Consider the following 20,725-nt stretch of genomic DNA (forward strand, 5'->3'; position numbering starts at 1 on the left):
GTTGTGCTGGCGACCATAGCAAGAGTGAACCACCTGATCCCTTCCCGAACTCAGAAGTGAAACCTCTTTGCGCTGATGGTAGTGTGGGGTTACCCATGTGAGAGTAAGTCATCGCCAGCTCATTATTCAAAATCCCCCTGCTAAAAAGCAGGGGGATTTCTTTTTTATAAAATGAAAAATAAAAATCAGAACAATGGTTGGGATGTCCTGCTAGAGAAATAGAGTGCAAAGAAAGGAGTTGAGGGTATCCATCTTTAAAATATCAATAAAACTATAAATAAGTGAAGGTGAGTGTGGAATTTATAAAAACTATGCTATAACAAATAAAACGGCATAAAAATTGCTTATAAAATGAGATTTCTATAATAGGAGGGTACATGAAATTATCCATGGGCTTGAAAATTGCAAACTCGCTCTCCTTAACTCCGCAGCTTCAACAAGCGATTCGCTTATTGCAATTATCCAGCCTAGAGTTGGAACAAGAAATACAATTACAACTAGACAGTAACCCTTTATTAGAAGAAGTTGAAGAGCAAATTAGCACTGAAAACCTCTCAACAATTGATGTAGATCAACAAGATTTAACCCATGCGTTAAATGCAGATCATCTTCCTGATGATTTACCAGTTGATACAGATTGGGATGATGTTTATACCCATCAACCTACCAGTCTCAGCGCGGCAGATTTTGAAGAGCGTGAGGATAATCGCCAGAGGCAGCAAAGCTTGCAAGAACATATGCTTGAGCAGATTAATCTTTTACACTTTTCCAAGGTTGATCAGCTCATTGCCTACTGTATTGTTGACTCACTAGATAATAAAGGTTTTTTAGATACAGACATTGCAGAGATTACTGCATCGGTACAACAATTGCTTGCCTCTATGGATTATGAGGAAGTGGTTGAAGAAGATGAAGTGTCGGTGGTGTTGAAACATATTCAACGCCTTGATCCAGTAGGGGTTGGAGCAAGGAATCTGGCAGAATGCCTGCTGATTCAGCTTGAAGGTGTAGCTGTCACTACGCCTTGTAGACAGGATGCAATAAAATTACTGCAGCATTATGAGCTGCTCATTAGTAATGAATTACCGAAGTTAATTAAACAGACCGGTTTAAATCAGGATCAACTGCGTTGTGCGCTTGATCTGCTTAAGACACTTAAACCTTATCCGGGACAGGAGTTCGAGGATAAAACCTGCAATTATCAGATTCCGGATGTGGTCGTGAGGAAAAAAAATGGTCGTTGGCATGTGGCTTTAAATCCGGATGTAATGCCAAAGCTTAGACTCAATTCTTTTTATAGCAATATGATCCGTCGGGCCGATCAGAGTGAGGATAATCAATATCTGCGTAACCAGATGCTGGAGGCAAAGAATTTTATTAAAAGTATTGATGAACGACATAAAACACTCTTGAAAGTGGCCTGCTGTATTGTTGAACATCAAAAGGCATTTTTGGAAATTGGTGTAGAGGGCATGAAGCCGCTGGTATTGCGTGATATTGCGGAAGAAGTTGAGTTGCATGAATCGACTGTTTCTCGTGTAACCACCAATAAATTTATGCTGACACCGCGTGGTCTGTTTGAGCTGAAATATTTCTTTTCAAGTCATGTCAGTACGACTTCTGGCGGTGAAGCTTCCTCAACGGCCATTCGCGCTAAAATTAAAAAATTGATTGCAGAAGAAAATGTACGTAAACCTTTATCCGATAATGCCATTGCAAATTTATTAAAAGAAGATGGTATTGATGTAGCACGTCGTACAGTTGCAAAGTATCGTGAATCGTTACATATCCCGTCATCTTCTGAACGAAAAGTCTTGATCTAAGCTTAAAAATTTGACTATTCTAAAGATTCATTATGACCGTGTAATGAATCTATTTTATTTTGAGGCGCAGTAAAATAATTTAATTCCCAATTTTATATGTTGAATAAGCGTATTAGGTTATTTTCTGGGACTCGTCTAATCCTAACGAAGGTGAGGGATAGAATTATGCAAATAACAATTCGTGGACATCATTTATCAATTACACCAGCAATTGAAGAGCGTATAAAAAATCAGTTTTCGCAAATGACCAAACACCTCGATCAGGTGAATAGTATGCAGGTAAAACTCTCCAAAGATCATCAAATAGACAAGCGCTCAAAAAAAGGCAGCAGCAATCATATTGCCGAAGCGATTATACGCTTACCCGGTATTGAATTTTTTGCTCATGCCAATGCGGATGATATGTATACCTCAATTAAACTGCTGACAGAAAAATTAAAACGACAAATTGATCGTTATCGGGAAATGCACTTGCATCAGCAGGTTTTAATGGGCTAAATGGCTCAATATAAGAAGGAGGCTTTTTAAAAGCCTCTTTTTTTATGCGTATAATGGATAGACTAATGAACTATTTTTTCTATTTATAGTAAAATGGCTGGTTTTATACCCTTAGCCTTATAAGAGGTCTTGTGATGAATAGTGAACAGCTCGCTGAAATTTTAAAAGCCGCTTTCCCCGAGGCGGATGTTGCTGTGAGTGGTCAGGGCGGAAAATTTGATCTCCGTATTGTGGATGATCAATTTGAAGGTAAGCGTCCAGTTGCACGCCAACAAGCTGTTTATGCTCCTCTCAATGCCCATATTGCCAGTGGTGCAGTTCACGCAGTAACAATTCGCGCGATGACAAAAGAAGAATGGCGCAAAGCAAGCTTATTTGGAGCTTAATCATTTAATGGATAAATTTTTAATTCAGGGCGGTATCAAGCTCGAAGGTGAAGTGCGCATTTCTGGTGCCAAAAATGCGGCACTTCCTTTATTGGCAGCAATGATTCTTGCTGACTCTCCAATTACATTAAGAAATGTACCTTGCCTTAAAGATGTAAAGACGCTGGTCAAGCTGATTGCAGGCCTAGGTATTACTATGTCCTATGAAGGCGACACGGTCGTTGCAGATACGTCTACATTAAATAATCAGTTTGCACCTTATGAGCTGGTAAAAACTATGCGTGCCTCTATTTTAGTGCTGGGTCCATTATTGGCGCGCTATGGCAGTGCAAAAGTTTCTTTACCGGGTGGCTGTGCGATTGGTTCACGTCCAGTCGACCAGCATTTAAAAGCCCTTGAAGCTTTAGGGGCAGAAATTGAAGTTGAAGCTGGTTATGTCAATGCCAAAGTCGATGGGCGCCTTAAAGGGGGTGAAGTCGTTTTTGATATGGTAACCGTGGGTGGTACAGAAAACATCCTGATGGCAGCGGTATTAGCCGAAGGCGTGACCACCATTCGTAATGCAGCCCGCGAGCCTGAAATTACTGATCTTGCGCAAATGCTGATTAAAATGGGTGCCAAGATTGAAGGGATAGATACTGATACGCTTGTTGTCACAGGTGTTGAAAGCCTGCACGGCTGTGAATATTCGGTAGTTGCAGACCGTATTGAAACGGGTTCTTATCTGGCGGCTGCGGCGATCACCGGGGGGCGTGTGAAGACCACGCATACCGATCCAGTTTTAATGGAAGTGGTATTGGAAAAATTCGAGGAAATGGGTGCAGAAGTTACCCGTGGTGATGACTGGATTGAGCTGGACATGATGGGTAAACGCCCAAAAGCCGTCAGCTTTCGTACTTTGCCACATCCAGAATTCCCGACAGATATGCAAGCACAATTGATGGCTGTGAATGCCATTGCTCAGGGCTTTGCCACCATTTCTGAAACGATTTTTGAAAACCGATTCATGCATGTACCTGAATTGGCCCGTATGGGTGCAAATATTCAGGTCGAAGGTAATGATGCTGTAGTCACAGGTGTAGAAAAATTATCTGCTGCACCAGTCATGGCGACAGATTTACGTGCTTCTTTTTCTTTGGTTTTAGCGGCATTGGCGGCTGAAGGGGAAACATTGATTGACCGTATTTATCATATTGATCGCGGTTATGAAGAGGTCGAAGCAAAACTACAAGGTCTAGGCGCCCAAATTAAGCGAGTAAGTGAATGAGCGAAATGAGAAACGATGATCCAAACTTTGACGTAATGGGCAATTTTGATCATGGTTTAACTTTAGCACTAAGCAAGGGCCGTATCTTAAAAGAAACTTTACCGCTGCTTGAAACAGCAGGGATTAATTTACTTGAAGATCCGGATAAATCGCGTAAATTGATTTTCCCAACTACCCATAAGCAGGTACGTATCTTGATTTTACGTGCCTCTGATGTACCGACTTATGTGGAAAATGGTGCAGCAGATATTGGAGTTGCCGGTAAGGATGTGCTCATGGAGCATGGTGCGCAAAATGTCTATGAACCTCTGGACTTAAAGATTGCCAACTGCAAACTCATGACTGCGGGTAAAGTGGGCATGGTTCGACCGAAAGGCCGTTTAAAAATTGCCACCAAATATGTAAATCTGACCCGTCAATACTATGCCAGCCTTGGCGAACAAGTGGACGTCATTAAGCTCTACGGTTCAATGGAGCTTGCTCCATTGGTCGGTTTGGGCGATTACATTGTTGACGTAGTGGATACTGGCAATACGCTACGTGCCAACGGCCTGGAGCCTTTGGAGGAGATTTGCAAAGTATCATCACGTCTGATTGTCAATAAAGCCAGTTTTAAGCGTAAGCAAACTTTATTGAATCCGATTTTGGCACAGCTAGAACAAGCTGTTGAAGCACGTGAGCAGACAAAAAAAGCCTAGTTCCATGCCATGAAGAACCGCCCCTTGAGGGCGGTTTTTTTATATTTGGATCAGAACACCTAAGTCAAGATAAGTCCGCGACCAATTGATACCGGCCAACTTGATAGAGGCAAGATGCTTTAAAAAATATTTTATAGGTAAGGGAGAATCTAGTGAAAACGCTGCAACAAAGCAAACAAGAGTCTTTTTCCAGATTACAGTTAGAATCGGTCACTTATATTGATTGGCTACCATTGATTGAGAAGCTGATTTAATCTATTGCTATAACTGGACATGTGTCGATGCAAGACTGAAACAACAACAGGCACCTGCAGAATTAAATTCATCGATTGTACTTGAACGACATGGCGCTTTAAATTGGCTGCTCCAGCATGATAGTGATTGGGATCACCCGCATGTCAGCACTGAGTACCCGATTTTGGCAAGAGTAAAAGTAATTTCCAATCAGTTCAAGTTGAAATGCCGGTGTTATCTTGTCCACAATCACATGGAAACAAGGTAAACTAATCTTTTCCATATCAACCTTGTGGGTAAATTGATGCGACGTTTATCGACTCAAGATCAGAACTTCAAGCAGGCTTTTGCTGACTTGTTGGCTTTTGAAACAGTGAGTGATCCTGAACTTTTAAAAACCGTAGACCAAATCATTGCAGACGTACGTCAGCATGGTGATGCTCATGTTCTTAAACTTACTCAGCAGTTCGATCGACATCCAGCGCATCAATTTTCAGATCTGGAACTGACTCAGGAACAACTTAAAGCGGCATTTGAGGGTTTAACTGTAGAAGTCCGTGAGGCGCTGGAGCTGGCTGCGAGCCGTATCCGCGAATTTCATCAGGCCCAGAAACAGGACGGCTGGACCTATATTGATGCCTTGGGTAACACACTCGGTCAAAAAGTTACACCACTGGATCGTGTGGGTATTTATGTGCCCGGTGGTCTGGCGTCTTATCCATCTTCTGTGTTAATGAATGCCGTGCCAGCACATGTGGCGGGGGTACCGGAAATTATCATGGTGGTGCCTGCACCGAATGGTGAACTGAATCCTTTAGTCCTTGCAGCAGCCTATTTGGCGGGTGTACATCGCGTCTTTACCATTGGTGGCGCACAAGCAGTGGCAGCTTTGGCATATGGTACAGAGACCATTCCTTCTGTTGATAAGATCACAGGACCGGGAAACCGTTTTGTCGCTGCGGCAAAACGAGCAGTGTTTGGTCAAGTTGGCATTGACATGATTGCAGGCCCTTCTGAAATTTTAGTCTATGCTGAAGGTGAAAATAATGCCAAGTGGCTTGCGATGGATGTCTTGTCACAAGCTGAACATGACACGGTTGCGCAAGCGGTTTTTATCACCCCTGATGAACAACTGCTCAATGACGTTGAGCAAGCGATTGAAGAGCATTTGGCTGCATTACCTAAAGCTGAGATTGCCCGTACTTCAATTGCCAATCGTGGCGCTTTGGTTCTTGTAAAAGATCGTCAGGAAGCTATTGAGCTGATTAATCAGGTTGCCCCGGAGCACTTGCAGCTTTGTTTAAATGAAGCGCAGCACATGGCCGAAGAGATTCGTCATGCGGGTGCCATCTTTATGGGGCGCTATACTCCTGAAGCGATTGGGGACTACTGTGCAGGACCGAACCATGTCTTGCCAACCTCAGGTACAGCACGCTTTTCATCACCACTGGGTGTCTACGATTTCCAAAAGCGTTCCAGCCTGATTATGTGCTCTGAAGATGGTGTGAAAATCCTAGCCAAAACCGCTGATATCTTGGCACAGCAAGAAAATCTGGATGCTCACGCACGTTCAGCACGCTATCGTTATCAATAATCGAGTTTTCCCCACATTCTAAAACAATACCAAACCCCTTTTCCCTCAGGGAGAAGGTTAGGATGAGGGAGAATACAAATAATTTCTCAGTTGGGCGTTTATCTCTCCCAAACCCTCTTCTGAAGAGAGAGGGCTTACCCTGATGTAAGTTGAGTATAAAGAGAAAGAAAATGTCAAATATCACTACAGAACAAATGCGTTTTTGGAGCCCTGAAGTATGTGAGCTAGAGCCTTATGTACCAGGGGAGCAGCCCAAAATCCAAAATTTATTAAAATTAAATACCAATGAAAACCCATATCCGCCTTCTCCAAAAGTGGTGGAAGCGGTGCAAAAAGTGTTAGCCAATTCAGCAGATGTATTACGTTTATATCCAGATCCAGATGCTGCCGAACTCAAACAGGCCATTGCAAAACAGCAAAATGTCGCTGTTGAAAATGTCTTTGTGGGTAATGGTTCTGATGAAGTGCTTGCGCATATTTTTAAAGCATTTTTTGTGCAAGAGTTGCCCTTGCTTTACCCGGATATTACCTACAGTTTCTATCCGGTCTACAGTCAATTCTTTAGGGTAAAAACCAAGGCTTTGCCATTAAATGATGACTTTGAGATTGTGGTAGATGATTATAAGCAGCCAAATGGCGGGATTATCATCACCAATCCAAATGCGCCAACCAGTATTGCCTTAGGCTTGGCAGCGATTGAAGAGGTACTTCAGGCTAATCCAAACTCCGTGGTTGTCATTGATGAAGCCTATGTGGACTTTGGTGCTGAATCTGCCGTCAGTCTGGTGGAGAAATATGAAAACTTGGTGGTCTGTCAAACAACGTCGAAATCTCGGTCGCTTGCAGGCTTACGTGTGGGTTTTGCCATTGCACAGCCACACTTAATTGCAGCACTGGAAGCAGTAAAAAACAGTTTTAACTCTTATCCGATGGATCGTTTTGCCATAGCTGCGGCAGTAGCCTCTTTTGAAGATCAGGCTTATTTTGAAGCACAAAATCAGAAGGTGATAGCCAGTCGTGAACAGCTGATTGCCCAATTAACTGAAATCGGATTTAAAATTTTACCATCGAGTGCCAACTTCATTTTTGTAACCTTGCCTACAAAAGATGCGAGTGAATTAGCAGCAGAATTACGTGAACGAGGTATTATTGTACGTTACTTTAATAAACCGCGGATTAACCAGTATCTACGGATTACTATCGGAACGGATGAGCAAAATCAGCGTTTAGTCAATACATTGAAAGATGATATTTTGGCCTGATTCTATCTCTTTTAATCCTCCTTTTACCAACACAAACTCTTGTCTTTTCTAACAGGAAAGTGAGACAAAATTTAAATCTAATAAAAGCGAATCTCAGGATTCGCTTTTTTGTAGATTGGGCATATACCAGGTATTTAATAAATCTATCATGGCTGAAACTTTATCAAAGCATTCCTGATATTCGGCATCACAATCAGAGGCAATGGTAATACCGCCGCCTGCCCACAAGGAAACATCTTGCTGGTACTTCTGAATGGAGCGAATCAGAATATTCCAGGAGCCTGTACCATCCTGATTAAAATACCCCATCGAGCCACAATAGGCACCGCGCGGAGCACCTTCTAGTTCTTTAATGATCTGCATGGCACGAATTTTGGGAGCACCGGTAATTGAGCCGCCGGGAAGGGCAGACATTAGTACCTCAAAAGGGTTTACTTCAGGTTTCAATTTTGCTTCCACCTCGCTCACCATATGATGTACTTGATTAAAGCTTTCAATATTAAAAAGTTTTGGTGTTTTAACTGAACCTGTTTCCGCATAAACACTCAGATCATTACGTAATAGGTCAACAATCATGACATTCTCTGCCATATCCTTTTTTGAAGATTGTAATCTTTGTTTCGATTGTTCATCCTGAACTGGATCGCTATAGCGTGGCATAGTGCCTTTGATCGGTTTGGTGACGATTTTGTGATTCGCTTCAAAATCAATAAACAGCTCGGGCGAACAGCTTAATAATTCAAAATCATTAATTTTTAAATACCCTGAATACGGTGCATCAGTCAGTTGCCAAAATTTTGAGGCAGTTGCTAATAATGAGCCTTCGGCCCGAGCCACAAACTCTTGGGTTAAGTTAATCTGATAACAGTCACCAGCAACAATATAATCCTGAATTTTTTGAAATGCCTGATCATAGGTAGATTTATTCCAGCGTGGTTGACAGAGGTTTTTAAGTTGAAGTTCTGGCAGACGGGAGGGCTGAATTAAAAGGCGCTGAATATAATTAAACATCTCGTCTGCTTGAGGATCATCACTATAAAATATCCAATCCCCGGCAATCGGTTTAATATAAGAGTTAAATTGACCTAAAAATAAAGCAGGCTGGGATTTATTTGGATAATCAACCTGCTGTTGAGCAGCATAATCATAGCCAATAAAACCGACATAGCCTCCTGAAAAACTATTCTTTTCATTTGTCATTGTATGTTGATCATGAAGGAAATTTATATCAAATTTCATATTATGAGGGTGATATTGATCAATACCGATTCTTTTAAATCCCCTCACTTGTTCAGCCTGAACAATAAAATATTCCCGTGCACAGCAGGCAATAAAAGGTTGGCCATCATTATTTAAATAGACCAGATGATCTAGGCTGTTTAATCTAGACAGCATATCTTCAAGCAAAGGAGATAGAACTTTTAAAGGACGTTGATACAAGGTCTTGGTCATGCAAATTAATAGATTTCGAGATGACCTATTATTTTATATCAAGCAGCACAAAAAATACTTTTAAATCGCCAAATACCGTTTGTCGGTAAGCCGTAGATTGCGACCAACGACAGTTGATCAAAATCCGCCTCAACGCTAAGTTAAGTGGGCGAGCAAAATTACTCAAGGAAAGATGTTTTGGGTTGTTAGAAAATAAAAAAATACAACCTGAACACTGAGTGATTCACAACCAAAAAAATAGTACTCTTGGGAGAGTAAACAATGAAAAAATTCACTAAATTAGCTTTAGCGACTTCAATTGCTTTCAGTGCAAATGCGATGGCGATGCAAGCCATGGATGATGCATCTCTTAGCGCCACAACGGGTCAAGATGGTATCAATATCGGGATCGGTATTTCAAAAATTGAAATTGATAAACTTTTTATTCATGACAATGATGGTTTAAATACTAGCACTACGGGTGGAACAGCTACAGCGGGTGCCATTGTAATTAAAGGTGATGGCAAGGCCGGCAGCGTAAATGAAAATCATGGTCTCGTCATTGGTGCAAACTATGACTCCCTGTTGGCGTCTAAGAACTTGGCTGATTTGCAGATTGACTCGGATGCGGGTAATACTGCCAATGGTGGGGCATTCTTAAATATTGCTGCGCAAGTTTCAGGTTTAAAGATTAATATTGGTGAAATTGGTGTGGCTGCATCGAATGCTATGCCAGATGCAAGTGCGACTTCTATCCGTCGTGGTGCTTCTACAAGCAATTATAATGCGATTTTAAGTGGTCTGGAAATCGTAACCGGTACAATGGATGCGAATATTCAGGTCGGTGCTGCTCCTCAAGGTGCAATGATCAAGTTAAATACAACAATGGTGGGCGGTCTGGAAATCAAAAACCTAGGTATCCTTGATAACTCGACAAAAGGTAAATCTATTGGCGAGGTTACAGTTGGCGGTAATACTGTTCCTGTAGCTACTCAAGAAGCGGGTGAAATCTTTATCGAGAGTATCAAAGTGGCTGATGCAAACTCTAAAGATTTAACCATTAGTCAAAATATCTCCGTATTTAATGATGCTTATGTTGGCCCTTCTACCACGGTCGGTAAGGCTGCACATCTCCGTATCGTAAGTAATGATACGGGGGCAAAAGACCAATATATTAAAGGCATCCATTTAGGTAGCCGCACCGCAGGTTCAATTGGTGATATGGAAGTCCAAGGTCTTCAAACTTATTATTCGCCATCTGCTGGCACATATACAAAAGGCGCAGTTATTACGATTTCTGGTCGTTAATATTGCATAAAAAAGCGCGTGTTTACACGCGCTTTTTTTACGCATAAATATTTATCTGAAAAATAAAAAAATGCTGTTTTTTTTTGAAAAAAAAGGTATCTTGCTAGTTACAAGGAAGTAGAGTGAATACTCTATAAAAATAAAAGTAAGCATATTCTGCTGATGATAAGAAAAGTTAATAAATATGTTAGAGATTGCGTTGGGCTCGGCATTGATATATTACGCTGCCAAAGAAGCTCTGGATATTAAAAAACAGCCGCAAGGAGCTGTTCACTATACTGAAGTTCTTGATTCACGAAATGATTCTTTTGTGCGTATGCACCGTGAACCGGTAGAAGTCAAACCTGCTATTTTCGAGCAGTTCCAGGGAATTGTACGCCAAGCTTATGATTATAGCTGCGGTTCCGCTGCGCTCACCACTTTGCTGAATGGTTATGTAGGCACACAATTAGATGAAGAGCAGGTGATGAATGGTCTGATCAAATTTGGTGAAACAGACAGAATCATTGAGCGCCGTAGTTTTTCTCTTCTTGATATGAAGCGTTTTGTGGCTGCTTTAGGTTTGGAAAGCGGGGGGTATCGTGGTGAGTTCGACGATTTGGTCAAACAGGGGCAGCCTGCAATTGTGCCTATTTCTTATGCAGGATTTAAGCACTTCGTTGTTTATAAAGCTTATAAAGATGGACGGGTTTATGTAGCTGATCCGGCATTGGGGAATATCAGTTTTGATGTACAGCGTTTTAAAGATATTTGGGAAAATAACACTCTCTATTTAATTAATGTGCCAGAACAATATCGAAAAAATTTCTTGACCTTAAAAGACACCGATATGCGGCATGTAGAGGATGCAACGATTAACCGTTATGCCTTGGTTGACCTGCAATATCCACAATTTTATATGGATAAAATTGCCGATAAAGCTTCAACAATCCGTATGGACCGTAATCGCAATACAGAATCAGAGCAATTTGGGGAATATCAATATAATTTCCTAAGGCTGTATTACAAAAACAAATAAAACCAGAACCTGGCTATAAAAATTAAAATGGTGAAATGGATATGAATGGTAAATGGATGAACAAAACGTTTTTGGTACTCAGTATTCAAATGGTAATGGGAGTTGCATTTGCTGCTGAAGAACCAGCATTGGGTGAATATGAAAGTGTAGATGAAAAGGTCATTGAGACTGCTGCAGCAGCTCAAACCAGTCAAGTGGAATCATCTTCTGTTGAAGAGGTAAAGCTGGGTGCAGATGAAATAGTCCAAGAAGAAATAGCTACTGACACCACAGCCTCTGTAGAAACTCAAACGCCAGCCCAACCTCAGGCAACACAAAGCACCAATGCCTCTCAAGCCTTACAGCAACAAGAGGGCGATACTACTCAGGCTGGAAATTTAGAAGAAGTATTTACTTCAAATGAACGTCAATACTCACTGATTAAAAAAGGTGAGATTTCCTCTTATTATGATATTGATTATACCTATTATCGAGATACTCAGCTTGATATGGAAATGGCGCAAGGCCAACTTTACCAGCTACGTGTCCAGGAAAATGCAACGCATAGTCTGACCAATACATTCACTTTTCAATATGGTTTAAAAGATAATTTAACTTTAACAGCATCCTTACCTTTGGTGGCGAAAAGTGATCTGTTAAAAGACACCTCTACTGCAGGGCTTGGAGATATTAATTTAGGCGCACGGTGGGAACCCTTTCCGCTAAAAGCAGGCCGTTTACCACTCATTTTATTTGGCAATATATCGACCAAAACTGGTGAAAGTCCTTATGAAATTAATGCTGCAACGGATCTGGCAGCAGGTAAGGGTTATTATTCTGTCGGTATAGGTGCAAGTACGCGTAAGTATATTGATCCGGTGGTTCTCTTTGCTTCCGTCTCGGCAAATTATGGATTCAAAGAATCCGGTTTAAACCAAATTCGCGGCCGACGCATCATTGAAGAGTTTGATCCAGGCATTAGCGGTGGTTTTGCTTTCGGTTTTGCCTATTCATTTAATTATGATGTTTCGATGACCATGTCTTATCAGCAAAGCTTTAACACGGGCGCAGAATTTAGCTATAACACGGGCGAGAGCTATTCGGCTGCAGATCAGACCAGTTCAACTTTTGCAATTTCTCTAGGAGTGCGGGTGTCTCCAGAAACGATTGTGAATGGAACCTTGGGCTTGGGTTTGACAGAAGATGCACCAGATGTTTCGTTGGGGCTTTCCTTCCCATTGGATATTTTAGGTTTCGGCAAGAAAATCAGTTAAGAGGGCTGTCGTATGAAGAACATTCGACTCAGCCCGTTATTAACAGGAATTATTCTTGCGGGCTGTTCAAGTTATACCTTTGCACAGTTGGGAACCAACCTTTCGGTTGATTTGCGTGCATTGTCCATGGGGAATGCGGTGACTGCAGACCCTCCAGGGGTGAATGCCATTCACTTTAACCCGGCAGGACTTACCAAGATTGATGGTCTGCAAACCGAGCAACAAATTATTATTGCAGATTTCAATATTCAGCGTGAGTTTAGTGTTCCAGCAGGCTATAACGTCTTCGGTTATTCTGATGATCCTCTAGTCTGTCACGACGGACCAGAAGTTTCATCTGACCTGTGTACCGACTTCAAGGGACCGGTTAACGGCGATGTAGAATATGTCAGCCTGTATGTGCCTATTCTGAAAAAAATGGTGGATTTGGGAGAAGGTTTGCCGATTGCGGCACCGACGATGGGAGTCGCTTATAATCCACCTGGATCGAAAGCAACCTATGCTACAGCTGTATATGCACCTTTAATTGCAGGTTTTGGCCATGAAGATGGTAATCCCGCCAACTTTATGGGACAGCAGGTCGCTTTGGAAAGGATCACTTATCTGTCCCCATCCATTGGTTATGAGATTAATGACCAGCTTTCGATTGGGGCATCTGTGGGAATGTCTTATCAGGCCGTTGCCATGAAAACAGATTTACGTTTTCCGAATGAGCTGATCGGCATGTTACGTATGATTGATGAAGTCGTATGTACACCATTTAAAGAAAACTCCGACATCATTACCGATATTTTATTACTCGGAATCTGTAATGCTGAAGAAGGGATGAATCCATTTGGTAAATTTGGCCAAATGGAGCTGGCACTGGAGCAGAACCTCAGTCCAAGTTATAACTTGGGTATCTTATGGGAGCCAACGGAAGACTTTAGTTTTGGTATGGTTTATCAAAGCGCGGCAAAAATGCGCTTAAAGGGCAAATATCATATTGATAATGCTAAAGCACCTCAGGAATTGATTCGGGGATTAATGACTTCACCAACCGGTCAGATCCTGGCTGCGATTCTGGGTTTTCCCAATTATATTCCTAGCAGTGAATCAGGTCTGGTGGCGATGGATTTTGAATATCCAGCCCACTTTCAGGCCGGTATTAAATATAAACTCATGCCGGATTTACAAGTTAATCTTGATATTGGCTGGACGGACTATAAAGCATGGGAGCAGTTTAAATTTGAATTTGACCGTAGTATTTCTGCTTTAAAAATTGCCAAACTTTTATCCCCGCATGTCACGGATTCTTCGCTTGCCTTGCCTTTAGGATTTGAATCGCCGTGGAACTTCGGCATAGGAGTAGAATATTCAGCGACCGACCGTTTAAAACTACGTGCGGGCTATGAGCCAAGAACCAGTGCAATTCCTAAGGATAAACGAAATACGATGGTTCCTATTAATGGGGCACAGTTATTTGGCCTAGGACTGGGTTACCGTTTCGATGCTGATACCGATCTGGACTTATCTATTGGCTTTCTGCGCAGTAAAGATAACATTCCTGCCAATACCAGTAGCCTGGCGAATCAGACAGGTGTCAATAACCTGTTGCTCAACCCTTATGCAGGCTTGAATGTCAAAACAGATACCAAGATTACTATTTTAGGTTTGAACTATCGTACACGCTGGTAAGAAAAATATGATGAAAGCAGGGAAGACAGGGTTAAAGCTATTACTCGCCATGAGTTTGGGATCATGGTCATGGTATAGCTATGCTAAAGAGTTTATTAGCATCATTGGTCCGGATGGCCGACCTTTGGTGGTGCCACGTACTGCTACTGAGCAGAAAACTACGACAAAAAAAGTTCAACCTGCTTCAGTATCTTACTCTTCTCCCAAAGTCCTCTCCCAACAGGCACGGCAGAAGTCACAGAGCGCATCAGAAAATAATGTGACCAAGGCTGAGCCAGAAATGAGGTTGGTACAACCAGTACAACTAGAAGTAGAAGCTAAAGTCGGGTATCCAGAGGTAGAGGCAGCTACACAGGTAACAAGTTTTTCAGCTTCCAATGTATCTCAATCCAAACCTCAGCAAGCTGTCACACTTCCTCATCTCACACCTGCTCCAAAGAGTGGATTTAGTCACATAGATGGCGTGGATTATGTAGAGAGTGAATATCTGGAAAGCAAAGAGTTTAATTTAGAAGGCAAAAAGCGTTTTTACAGTATGCCGGAAGGAGTGGTGGATAAGAATATAGGATCAACCCGAATACAAACGGTTGAGCGTGAGAAAGGCGTTGGGCAGTCTATTCTAAAATCTTTATTTGCTGGTCCGAGTGTAGATACGGCTCCTATTACACTTGCGCAAAGCTATTATCGTATTTCACAGTTAGAAACTGTTGAGAGTCTGGGACAGCAATGTTTTAAGCATAAAAAAGTTCAGCAGGCCAAACACATGATTGTAGGTAAACGTATCAATTTATGGCCACGCGCACCTTTAAAGGCGGATGAGTTTGATTTTGAAATAGTGAGGCTTGATCCGGGTATTAAAAATGTACAGATTCAGTCTTATGCAGCGCGCCAGCATAATCCTGCTTATTACTGGCCATTTGCAGTATTTTTAGATCAGAAAGCTTGTGTACTCGAAGGAGCAGGGGGCTTTAAAAGTCAGCAACAAGCAGCGAATATTATACGACATGAGTATATTGAAGGGATTATCCAGGTCCCAGAACAGGCTCGCTATCTGTTATTAACCCCATTAGCTTCAGCGATTGATATTGAAGACAAGCAGCTCACTAATTACGGACAATTAAAACTGGTCGCAATTCGTTAAGGATAATTTGAGTAAAAAAAATGAAAAAGAATTTATTATATCCATTTGCTTTAACTACCCTGGTGATGGCTTTAACCGCCTGCGGAGGAGAAAGCGCCAACGTCATACCAGAACCCGAGGAAGCGACAACCAACGGCTCTTGTAATCCTACAGCAAGTAACTGTCTGGAGTGGGGACTTGAATATCCATTAGATGGTCTGAAATTTAATTGTAGCGGAGATAAAGAAAATAAGTTTATTACTTTGTTTAATGTACGCGATGGAGTGGCTTCAGGAAGCTGCCAAAAAACGGATCATGTGGAATTCTATATTGAAAGTCATGGTGGACGTAAGATTGAGCTTGGATCAATTAAACTGAGTGAGTTTCTGAGCTTGAGCACGACCAGCCAGCTTCCACGCTTGAGTGTTCTGGATATTGCCAAAGGTATTACTGGCCGATCTGTATATGAGCTGAAACCTTCGGATGCCACGGTTCAGGTAGCGATGAAACTGGTGAAAATCTGGCAGACCATGGCACTAGATCAAGGGAATATTTATAATCCGACAGATGTACAGCCGCTCTATATCGAAGATAGTCGTAAAGCCCTGGATCAGCTCAGCAAAAATATTAAATTGACGGATACTGACTTTGTAGAAATCCTGAAACCGGCACTGGATATTAGCAAGATTAGTGATGAGCAGGCATTTAAGGTGGTGGAAAAGTTAGCCAATATTGCCAATGCTGCGGTCTATCAGCCAGAATTTTCTTTATTCTCCACATCCGGGATTATCGGCAATCAGTTCTCGGGTTCAGATGGCCTGACGGGATGTAATAAACCAAGTTGTGATATTAAAGATAAAACAAATAAATACTTGTTTGGTCATTTCATGTTGATTACCGATCGTCAAGGCTATACTTTCGGCAGTGGACTGCAATGGCGTGATAGCCAGTTAAAGCTTGCTGATAGTAATCTGAGTTCGCTCGGAGGAATCAATGCCGAGTTAATCCGTAAAGTCAAACCCCAGCAGATGACCGCAAATCCTCAGACCTCATGGATTCACCCTGCAACTAAGACTATTTCAAATTATAAAATGAATATTGGGCATAAAGAGGCAAATAATGAGAGCCAACTTGAGGTTTATCAGGGGCGTTTGCTCAGTGATTATGTGATGGCTGGAAAAGAAAATTTCTATAAACTGATCACTGGTAAAACCAGTTTAGATGACAATGACCGTGCAAGCTTAGGCTTATGGCGCATGAATGCGGACAATGAAGATTATAGGGGAAGCGTAGATCTTTATAAGATTTATCCAATCAGTTATCTGGACCGGCAAGTTTTTAAAACAGTTGAAAATGTTCGCCCAGGAGAGAGCTATATCTTTCCAATGTACGGTAATCTGGAGTTTAAATTTACAGAGAGCAGTGTTGATCCGGTGACAGTCGGAATTGTGATTGACAGTAATGGCAATGTGCGTACCAACCGTCACTCAGCCACCCAACTTTCGACTGATCCAGTGAACGGTTGTACAGGGGACGTCTTGGCAAGTAATCTTCTGGATGAAAGAGGCGTGCAACAATACCGACTCGGTACTTTGGGGCGTGCCTTTACCCAGGATAAAACGGTATCCATGCGTTTGATCTTCGCAGATCCGGTGTTTGCTTCATTGAATGGAGCCTTGATTGGACTGAACTCGAGTATTCAAGGTTCAAGTAATTCAGCTGATCTGATTGTGGTCGGAGGAGCGCTACTGAATTTAAACCATGTGCTGAGTACACCAGTTGGACAAGCAGGACGGGTCAGTTTCGCTAACTCTGCTGGAGAAAATGTTGGTTGGGCCAATACCTATGCCAGCTTCCAGAAAATTTATAATAACAATAATACGGATGAAAGCCCTGCTGAGATCGAGGTGGCGAAATATAGTGGTGGAGAAGTCTCTTTTAGACTGGCTGAGTGTTATCAGGTTAAGGCGAAGGCCAATGGATAATAAAAGTTATAGATAAGTAACCTGTCTTAAAGCAGGATGCCAGTCAGTGAAAAAAATTGACTGGCATTTTTTGTTTGAGGTTCCTGAAAGTAGCTGTTCAAAAACCTCATTTATAATTCAATCCAGAAAGTACCACTGTATTTTGAAATATAAAGTGGACTTATATTAAAAATGACGGTTTCTAGAATAAGTGTAAGAGTTGAGGGTCATAGTGCGGTTTTGATATCCATAAAAACTAAGAACAGATGTTGGCTTTTGCAGAGATTTTTGGTGTAGGTGGGAGATTCTTATTTTGCTGAAAAAAGTAATTTATTTAATTCAAGTTTTTGAATATATTGGAAAAAACAATAAGCGCTTGTTATAGAAGATAAAAAATATTTCTAAGGATTCTTACTGATCACGCTTCATTTTAAGCCAACTTTTTTACTGATTTTCCGACTTTATCATTTAACCGGTGTGATCCAGACGTGTACCGAGAGTTTCCAGATGCATCGGGAAATGATGAGTTTTACGGTCTTCAAAATAATGCCGAAGTGTCTGCTCTACACTTGGAAAGGCCAGTTCTGTCCAGGGAATATTTTCTTCCTCAAACAGTTGGCTTTCAATGGTTTCTTCACCCGCGCCAAATTTTCCATTAAGCAGGGTGGACTTAAACAGGACATAAATCTGGCCAATCCGCGGAATATTATACATACAGTACAACTGTTCAATCTCGATTTCAGCCTCGGCTTCTTCACGAGTTTCCCGCGCTGCCCCTTGTTCCATGGTCTCAAACAGTTCCATATAGCCGGCGGGTAAAGTCCATAAACCATAACGTGGTTCGATTGCACGGCGGCAGAGCAAGACTTTATTTTCCCAGACCACCAAGGCACCACAAATAATTTTGGGGTTGATGTAATGAATATATCCACAGGTGGTACATACCTTGCGAAGCTGCTGGTCGCCTAAAGGAATTTTATCTGTTGTCGTATGTCCACAATTCACACAGAAGTTCATATTCATCATCAATGATACTGGGTAAGGTCAGGATAACTGAAAAATCAAATTTTGGCATCATTTCTATCCAGTTGAATCAAAAATCAGCTATGATGAAATCATCCTTATCAGGAGAAAAATCAATGCATGAGCTGGAATTGACACAAAAGTTACAGCAACGTTTACGTTTTTCCAAACGTATTCAGATTGCACATGCTGCTGTGTTGATTGCTATTACAGATGAAGCTAATCCCAAAGTATTACTGACACGCCGTTCGGCTTATCTGAATAGTCATGCCGGAGAAGTTTCCTTTCCAGGCGGGAAACGTGATCCACAGGATACCAGTAATATTGTCGTGGCTCTGCGAGAAGCCTATGAGGAAACGGCACTCAGCCCTTTTGATGTACATTTAATGGGTGATTTGCCCATGCAAAAAGCCCGAAATGGCATGCTGGTCAAACCAATTGTCGGACTGATTCCACCACAGGTTGAGCTGATTGCTCAGCCTTCAGAAATTGACCGGATATTTTTTGTTTCTTTACAGCATTTGCTGGATGCCCAGCCGATACCTTATGAAGTGCGCTTTGCCCAGCAGTCCTTATATTTTCCGAGTATGCGGGTGGAGAATGAAATTGTCTGGGGCCTGACGGCGCGTATGTTGATTTCATTATTTCAGTATGGTTTGGATTATAAAAAAGACTGGCCATTTTTACTGAATTCACCTGTGTTTACACGCTCCAAATTTTTTAACTATTGAACAGGATTTCAGCCATGTTATACAAGTTTCAGGGACATATGCCTCAAGCACTGCATCAACCGTGGGACGGTTGGGTTGCCCCGACTGCGACAGTGATCGGGCAGGTCGAACTCGGCAAGCAGGTCAGCATCTGGTTTGGTGCAGTGGTCCGTGCAGATAACAGTAAAATTCATTTGGGGGATTTTACCAATGTACAGGAAAATGCTGTGCTACATACTGATGCGGGCATTGAGATGCATATCGGCAATTATGTCACCATTGGTCATCAGGCGATGTTGCACGGCTGTACCATTGGCGAGAATAGCCTGATCGGGATTCAGGCCGTGATCCTGAACCATGCAGTGATTGGTAAGAATTGTATTATTGGCGCCAATGCCCTGATTCCGGAAGGTAAAGTAATTCCTGACAATTCGGTCGTGATGGGATCTCCTGGCAAGGTGGTCAAGACTCTGGATGAAGCCAGTATTCAAAAGCTGAAAATGAGCGCGATGCATTATGCCGGGCATTTTCCGAAATTCCAGGCTCTGGAAGAAGTTCAGCTCTAATTCAAAATTTTATCAAACTTAGAGGCTGTTAACACGTCATAAATAGATTGGGCTGTGGAACAGGCATCGCTTTGTTCGCAGCACAAAAGGATAAGCATACTCTCCAATAAGCCTAGATTTTTCTAGGCATTTTTGTATCCTACTCGTGAAAATCTCGCCTAGAAGATAGCAGTGGAGTATTATATCTGCGTTTTTATATTCTCTGAATAAGGGTGTGCATGAAAGTGCTGGCACTGGAAACTGCCAATGAGCAGTGTTCCGTTTCTGTGATTGATGATACTCAAACGTTATTTTTTCAGCTGGATGCGCGCGCCAAGGCACAAACGCAAACCATTCTTCCCATGATTGAACAAGGCTTGAACGAGTTGGGACTAGCTGTAGCTGATCTCACCGCGATTGCTTTTAGCCGCGGACCGGGTTCATTTAGTGGCGTCCGGATTAATGCAGCAGTGACTCAAGCCCTGGCCTGGTCAAATGACTTGCCAGTGATTCCTGTCTCGACTTTACAGGCTTTAGCACAGGCAGCTTATCGTTTGCAGGGGCTAACCGAAGTCTCTGCTGTGCTGGATGCGCGCATGAACGAAGTTTACATTGCTAGCTATCGGCTTGATGATACAGGTATTATGCAGCCAGTCCATGAAGAACAATTATTAAGTTATGCCGATGGGGCTAAGGCTGCCATATTTATGCCAGTAGGTTCAGGTGCCGAGCTGGTGCAAAATGAACAGTCTGATTATAAAGCAGTGAGTGCAACTGCACAGGATGTTGCGGTCATTGCACGTGCGGCAGCAAAAAATGAAAACTGGGTCAGTGCAGAATTGGCATTACCTGTTTATTTACGTGAGAACGCGTGGAAAAAAATTCCAGAACAAGGCAAAGCATAATTAATTAGG

At 42.1% G+C, this 20,725-nt stretch carries 19 protein-coding genes, 1 rRNA gene and 1 pseudogene; 18 read left to right on the forward strand and 3 right to left on the reverse strand.

All coding sequences use genetic code 11. From position 1 onward, the window contains the following. The first annotated feature begins 5 nt into the window (after nucleotides 1-5). The 7 genes and pseudogenes from rrf to E2K52_RS15385 all read left to right on the forward strand — a co-directional run. Nucleotides 6-120, forward strand: a 5S ribosomal RNA gene (gene rrf, locus E2K52_RS06505). Nucleotides 121-377: 257 nt separating this feature from the next. Continuing rightward, nucleotides 378-1,823, forward strand: coding sequence for an RNA polymerase factor sigma-54 (locus tag E2K52_RS06510; RefSeq protein ID WP_151204338.1), 1,446 nt, complete (start codon nucleotides 378-380; stop codon nucleotides 1,821-1,823). Nucleotides 1,824-1,988: 165 nt separating this feature from the next. Continuing rightward, entirely contained in the window at nucleotides 1,989-2,321 is a 333-nt protein-coding gene (gene hpf / locus E2K52_RS06515) for a ribosome hibernation-promoting factor, HPF/YfiA family (protein WP_151204339.1), read from the forward strand. A 134-nt stretch (nucleotides 2,322-2,455) separates the two neighbouring features. Further along, nucleotides 2,456-2,707 carry a BolA family iron metabolism protein IbaG gene (gene ibaG, locus E2K52_RS06520; RefSeq protein WP_151204340.1) on the forward strand — a complete coding sequence of 84 codons (252 nt, stop codon included), beginning with the start codon at nucleotides 2,456-2,458 and terminating at the stop codon, nucleotides 2,705-2,707. A gap of 7 nt (nucleotides 2,708-2,714) precedes the next feature. Beyond that, the gene (gene murA, locus E2K52_RS06525; RefSeq protein ID WP_151204341.1) at nucleotides 2,715-3,974 is read left to right on the forward strand and encodes a UDP-N-acetylglucosamine 1-carboxyvinyltransferase; all 1,260 of its coding nucleotides are present in this window, start codon (nucleotides 2,715-2,717) and stop codon (nucleotides 3,972-3,974) included. Beyond that, on the forward strand, nucleotides 3,971-4,672 hold the full coding sequence (gene hisG, locus E2K52_RS06530; RefSeq protein ID WP_151204342.1) for an ATP phosphoribosyltransferase: 702 nt from the start codon (nucleotides 3,971-3,973) through the stop codon (nucleotides 4,670-4,672). The genes murA and hisG overlap by 4 nt, the downstream gene beginning before the upstream one ends. A gap of 241 nt (nucleotides 4,673-4,913) precedes the next feature. After that, nucleotides 4,914-5,078, forward strand: a pseudogene (locus E2K52_RS15385) (DUF4272 domain-containing protein); the annotation flags it as partial. On the opposite strand, the gene E2K52_RS15390 reads toward E2K52_RS15385, so the two are convergent. Next, nucleotides 5,025-5,189, reverse strand: coding sequence for a hypothetical protein (locus E2K52_RS15390; RefSeq protein WP_227548218.1), 165 nt, complete (start codon nucleotides 5,187-5,189; stop codon nucleotides 5,025-5,027). The pseudogene E2K52_RS15385 and the gene E2K52_RS15390 overlap by 54 nt on opposite strands. A 9-nt stretch (nucleotides 5,190-5,198) precedes the next feature. Between E2K52_RS15390 and hisD the strand changes: the two genes are divergently transcribed. Together hisD and hisC are read left to right on the forward strand one after the other, a co-directional pair. Then, complete coding sequence (gene hisD, locus E2K52_RS06540; RefSeq protein ID WP_161981127.1) at nucleotides 5,199-6,500, forward strand: histidinol dehydrogenase; 1,302 nt, start codon at nucleotides 5,199-5,201, stop codon at nucleotides 6,498-6,500. 170 nt (nucleotides 6,501-6,670) lie between these two features. Beyond that, complete coding sequence (hisC, locus tag E2K52_RS06545; RefSeq protein WP_151204344.1) at nucleotides 6,671-7,762, forward strand: histidinol-phosphate transaminase; 1,092 nt, start codon at nucleotides 6,671-6,673, stop codon at nucleotides 7,760-7,762. 93 nt (nucleotides 7,763-7,855) lie between these two features. Here the strand turns inward: hisC and E2K52_RS06550 are convergent, their stop codons facing one another. Further along, a complete protein-coding gene (locus E2K52_RS06550; protein WP_151204345.1) occupies nucleotides 7,856-9,214 on the reverse strand; it encodes an anthranilate synthase component I family protein in 1,359 nt (452 codons plus the stop codon). Between the two features lie 261 nt (nucleotides 9,215-9,475). Between E2K52_RS06550 and E2K52_RS06555 the strand changes: the two genes are divergently transcribed. The 6 genes from E2K52_RS06555 (at nucleotide 9,476) to E2K52_RS06580 (ending at nucleotide 17,554) form a co-directional block, all read left to right on the forward strand. Further along, nucleotides 9,476-10,501, forward strand: a complete 1,026-nt coding sequence (locus E2K52_RS06555; protein WP_151204346.1) for a DUF6160 family protein — start codon at nucleotides 9,476-9,478, stop codon at nucleotides 10,499-10,501. Nucleotides 10,502-10,685: 184 nt separating this feature from the next. Next, a complete protein-coding gene (locus E2K52_RS06560) occupies nucleotides 10,686-11,519 on the forward strand; it encodes a C39 family peptidase (protein WP_151204347.1) in 834 nt (277 codons plus the stop codon). Nucleotides 11,520-11,554: 35 nt separating this feature from the next. Then, the gene (locus E2K52_RS06565; RefSeq protein WP_171478817.1) at nucleotides 11,555-12,772 is read left to right on the forward strand and encodes a hypothetical protein; all 1,218 of its coding nucleotides are present in this window, start codon (nucleotides 11,555-11,557) and stop codon (nucleotides 12,770-12,772) included. A gap of 12 nt (nucleotides 12,773-12,784) precedes the next feature. After that, nucleotides 12,785-14,449 (forward strand): OmpP1/FadL family transporter, encoded by a 1,665-nt coding sequence (locus E2K52_RS06570; protein ID WP_151204349.1) that lies wholly within the window; start codon nucleotides 12,785-12,787, stop codon nucleotides 14,447-14,449. A 7-nt stretch (nucleotides 14,450-14,456) separates the two neighbouring features. After that, nucleotides 14,457-15,590, forward strand: coding sequence for a putative pilus assembly protein FilE (gene filE, locus E2K52_RS06575; protein ID WP_151204350.1), 1,134 nt, complete (start codon nucleotides 14,457-14,459; stop codon nucleotides 15,588-15,590). A 20-nt stretch (nucleotides 15,591-15,610) separates the two neighbouring features. Further along, complete coding sequence (locus E2K52_RS06580) at nucleotides 15,611-17,554, forward strand: hypothetical protein (RefSeq protein WP_151204351.1); 1,944 nt, start codon at nucleotides 15,611-15,613, stop codon at nucleotides 17,552-17,554. Nucleotides 17,555-18,001: 447 nt separating this feature from the next. Here E2K52_RS06580 and E2K52_RS06585 read toward each other — a convergent pair whose 3' ends face one another. Then, entirely contained in the window at nucleotides 18,002-18,550 is a 549-nt protein-coding gene (locus E2K52_RS06585; protein ID WP_161981129.1) for an NUDIX hydrolase, read from the reverse strand. Nucleotides 18,551-18,672: 122 nt separating this feature from the next. Here E2K52_RS06585 and E2K52_RS06590 point away from each other — a divergent pair, with 122 nt between their 5' ends. The 3 genes from E2K52_RS06590 to tsaB all read left to right on the forward strand — a co-directional run bounded on the left by E2K52_RS06590 (nucleotide 18,673) and on the right by tsaB (nucleotide 20,716). After that, a complete protein-coding gene (locus E2K52_RS06590) occupies nucleotides 18,673-19,287 on the forward strand; it encodes an NUDIX hydrolase (protein ID WP_151204353.1) in 615 nt (204 codons plus the stop codon). 14 nt (nucleotides 19,288-19,301) lie between these two features. Then, nucleotides 19,302-19,832 (forward strand): gamma carbonic anhydrase family protein, encoded by a 531-nt coding sequence (locus E2K52_RS06595; protein ID WP_151204354.1) that lies wholly within the window; start codon nucleotides 19,302-19,304, stop codon nucleotides 19,830-19,832. 218 nt (nucleotides 19,833-20,050) lie between these two features. After that, nucleotides 20,051-20,716 (forward strand): tRNA (adenosine(37)-N6)-threonylcarbamoyltransferase complex dimerization subunit type 1 TsaB, encoded by a 666-nt coding sequence (tsaB, locus tag E2K52_RS06600; protein ID WP_151204355.1) that lies wholly within the window; start codon nucleotides 20,051-20,053, stop codon nucleotides 20,714-20,716. Nucleotides 20,717-20,725 lie beyond the last annotated feature (9 nt).

This window comes from Acinetobacter sp. RF14B (genome assembly GCF_006864105.1).
GTDB lineage: Bacteria > Pseudomonadota > Gammaproteobacteria > Pseudomonadales > Moraxellaceae > Acinetobacter > Acinetobacter lwoffii_C.

Bases quoted from the DNA above. Each gene is read 5' to 3' on its own strand.
- E2K52_RS06580 (WP_151204351.1), top strand. From the start codon at position 15,611: ATGAAAAAGAATTTATTATATCCATTTGCTTTAACTACCCTGGTGATG.
- E2K52_RS06565 (WP_171478817.1), top strand. From the start codon at position 11,555: ATGGATATGAATGGTAAATGGATGAACAAAACGTTTTTGGTACTCAGT.
- tsaB (WP_151204355.1), top strand. From the start codon at position 20,051: ATGAAAGTGCTGGCACTGGAAACTGCCAATGAGCAGTGTTCCGTTTCT.
- E2K52_RS06595 (WP_151204354.1), top strand. From the start codon at position 19,302: ATGTTATACAAGTTTCAGGGACATATGCCTCAAGCACTGCATCAACCG.
- murA (WP_151204341.1), top strand. From the start codon at position 2,715: ATGGATAAATTTTTAATTCAGGGCGGTATCAAGCTCGAAGGTGAAGTG.
- hisG (WP_151204342.1), top strand. From the start codon at position 3,971: ATGAGCGAAATGAGAAACGATGATCCAAACTTTGACGTAATGGGCAAT.
- ibaG (WP_151204340.1), top strand. From the start codon at position 2,456: ATGAATAGTGAACAGCTCGCTGAAATTTTAAAAGCCGCTTTCCCCGAG.
- filE (WP_151204350.1), top strand. From the start codon at position 14,457: ATGATGAAAGCAGGGAAGACAGGGTTAAAGCTATTACTCGCCATGAGT.
- hisC (WP_151204344.1), top strand. From the start codon at position 6,671: ATGTCAAATATCACTACAGAACAAATGCGTTTTTGGAGCCCTGAAGTA.
- E2K52_RS06560 (WP_151204347.1), top strand. From the start codon at position 10,686: ATGTTAGAGATTGCGTTGGGCTCGGCATTGATATATTACGCTGCCAAA.
- hpf (WP_151204339.1), top strand. From the start codon at position 1,989: ATGCAAATAACAATTCGTGGACATCATTTATCAATTACACCAGCAATT.
- E2K52_RS06590 (WP_151204353.1), top strand. From the start codon at position 18,673: ATGCATGAGCTGGAATTGACACAAAAGTTACAGCAACGTTTACGTTTT.
- E2K52_RS06555 (WP_151204346.1), top strand. From the start codon at position 9,476: ATGAAAAAATTCACTAAATTAGCTTTAGCGACTTCAATTGCTTTCAGT.
- E2K52_RS15390 (WP_227548218.1), bottom strand. From the start codon at position 5,189: ATGGAAAAGATTAGTTTACCTTGTTTCCATGTGATTGTGGACAAGATA.
- E2K52_RS06585 (WP_161981129.1), bottom strand. From the start codon at position 18,550: ATGAACTTCTGTGTGAATTGTGGACATACGACAACAGATAAAATTCCT.
- E2K52_RS06570 (WP_151204349.1), top strand. From the start codon at position 12,785: ATGAAGAACATTCGACTCAGCCCGTTATTAACAGGAATTATTCTTGCG.
- E2K52_RS06510 (WP_151204338.1), top strand. From the start codon at position 378: ATGAAATTATCCATGGGCTTGAAAATTGCAAACTCGCTCTCCTTAACT.
- E2K52_RS06550 (WP_151204345.1), bottom strand. From the start codon at position 9,214: ATGACCAAGACCTTGTATCAACGTCCTTTAAAAGTTCTATCTCCTTTG.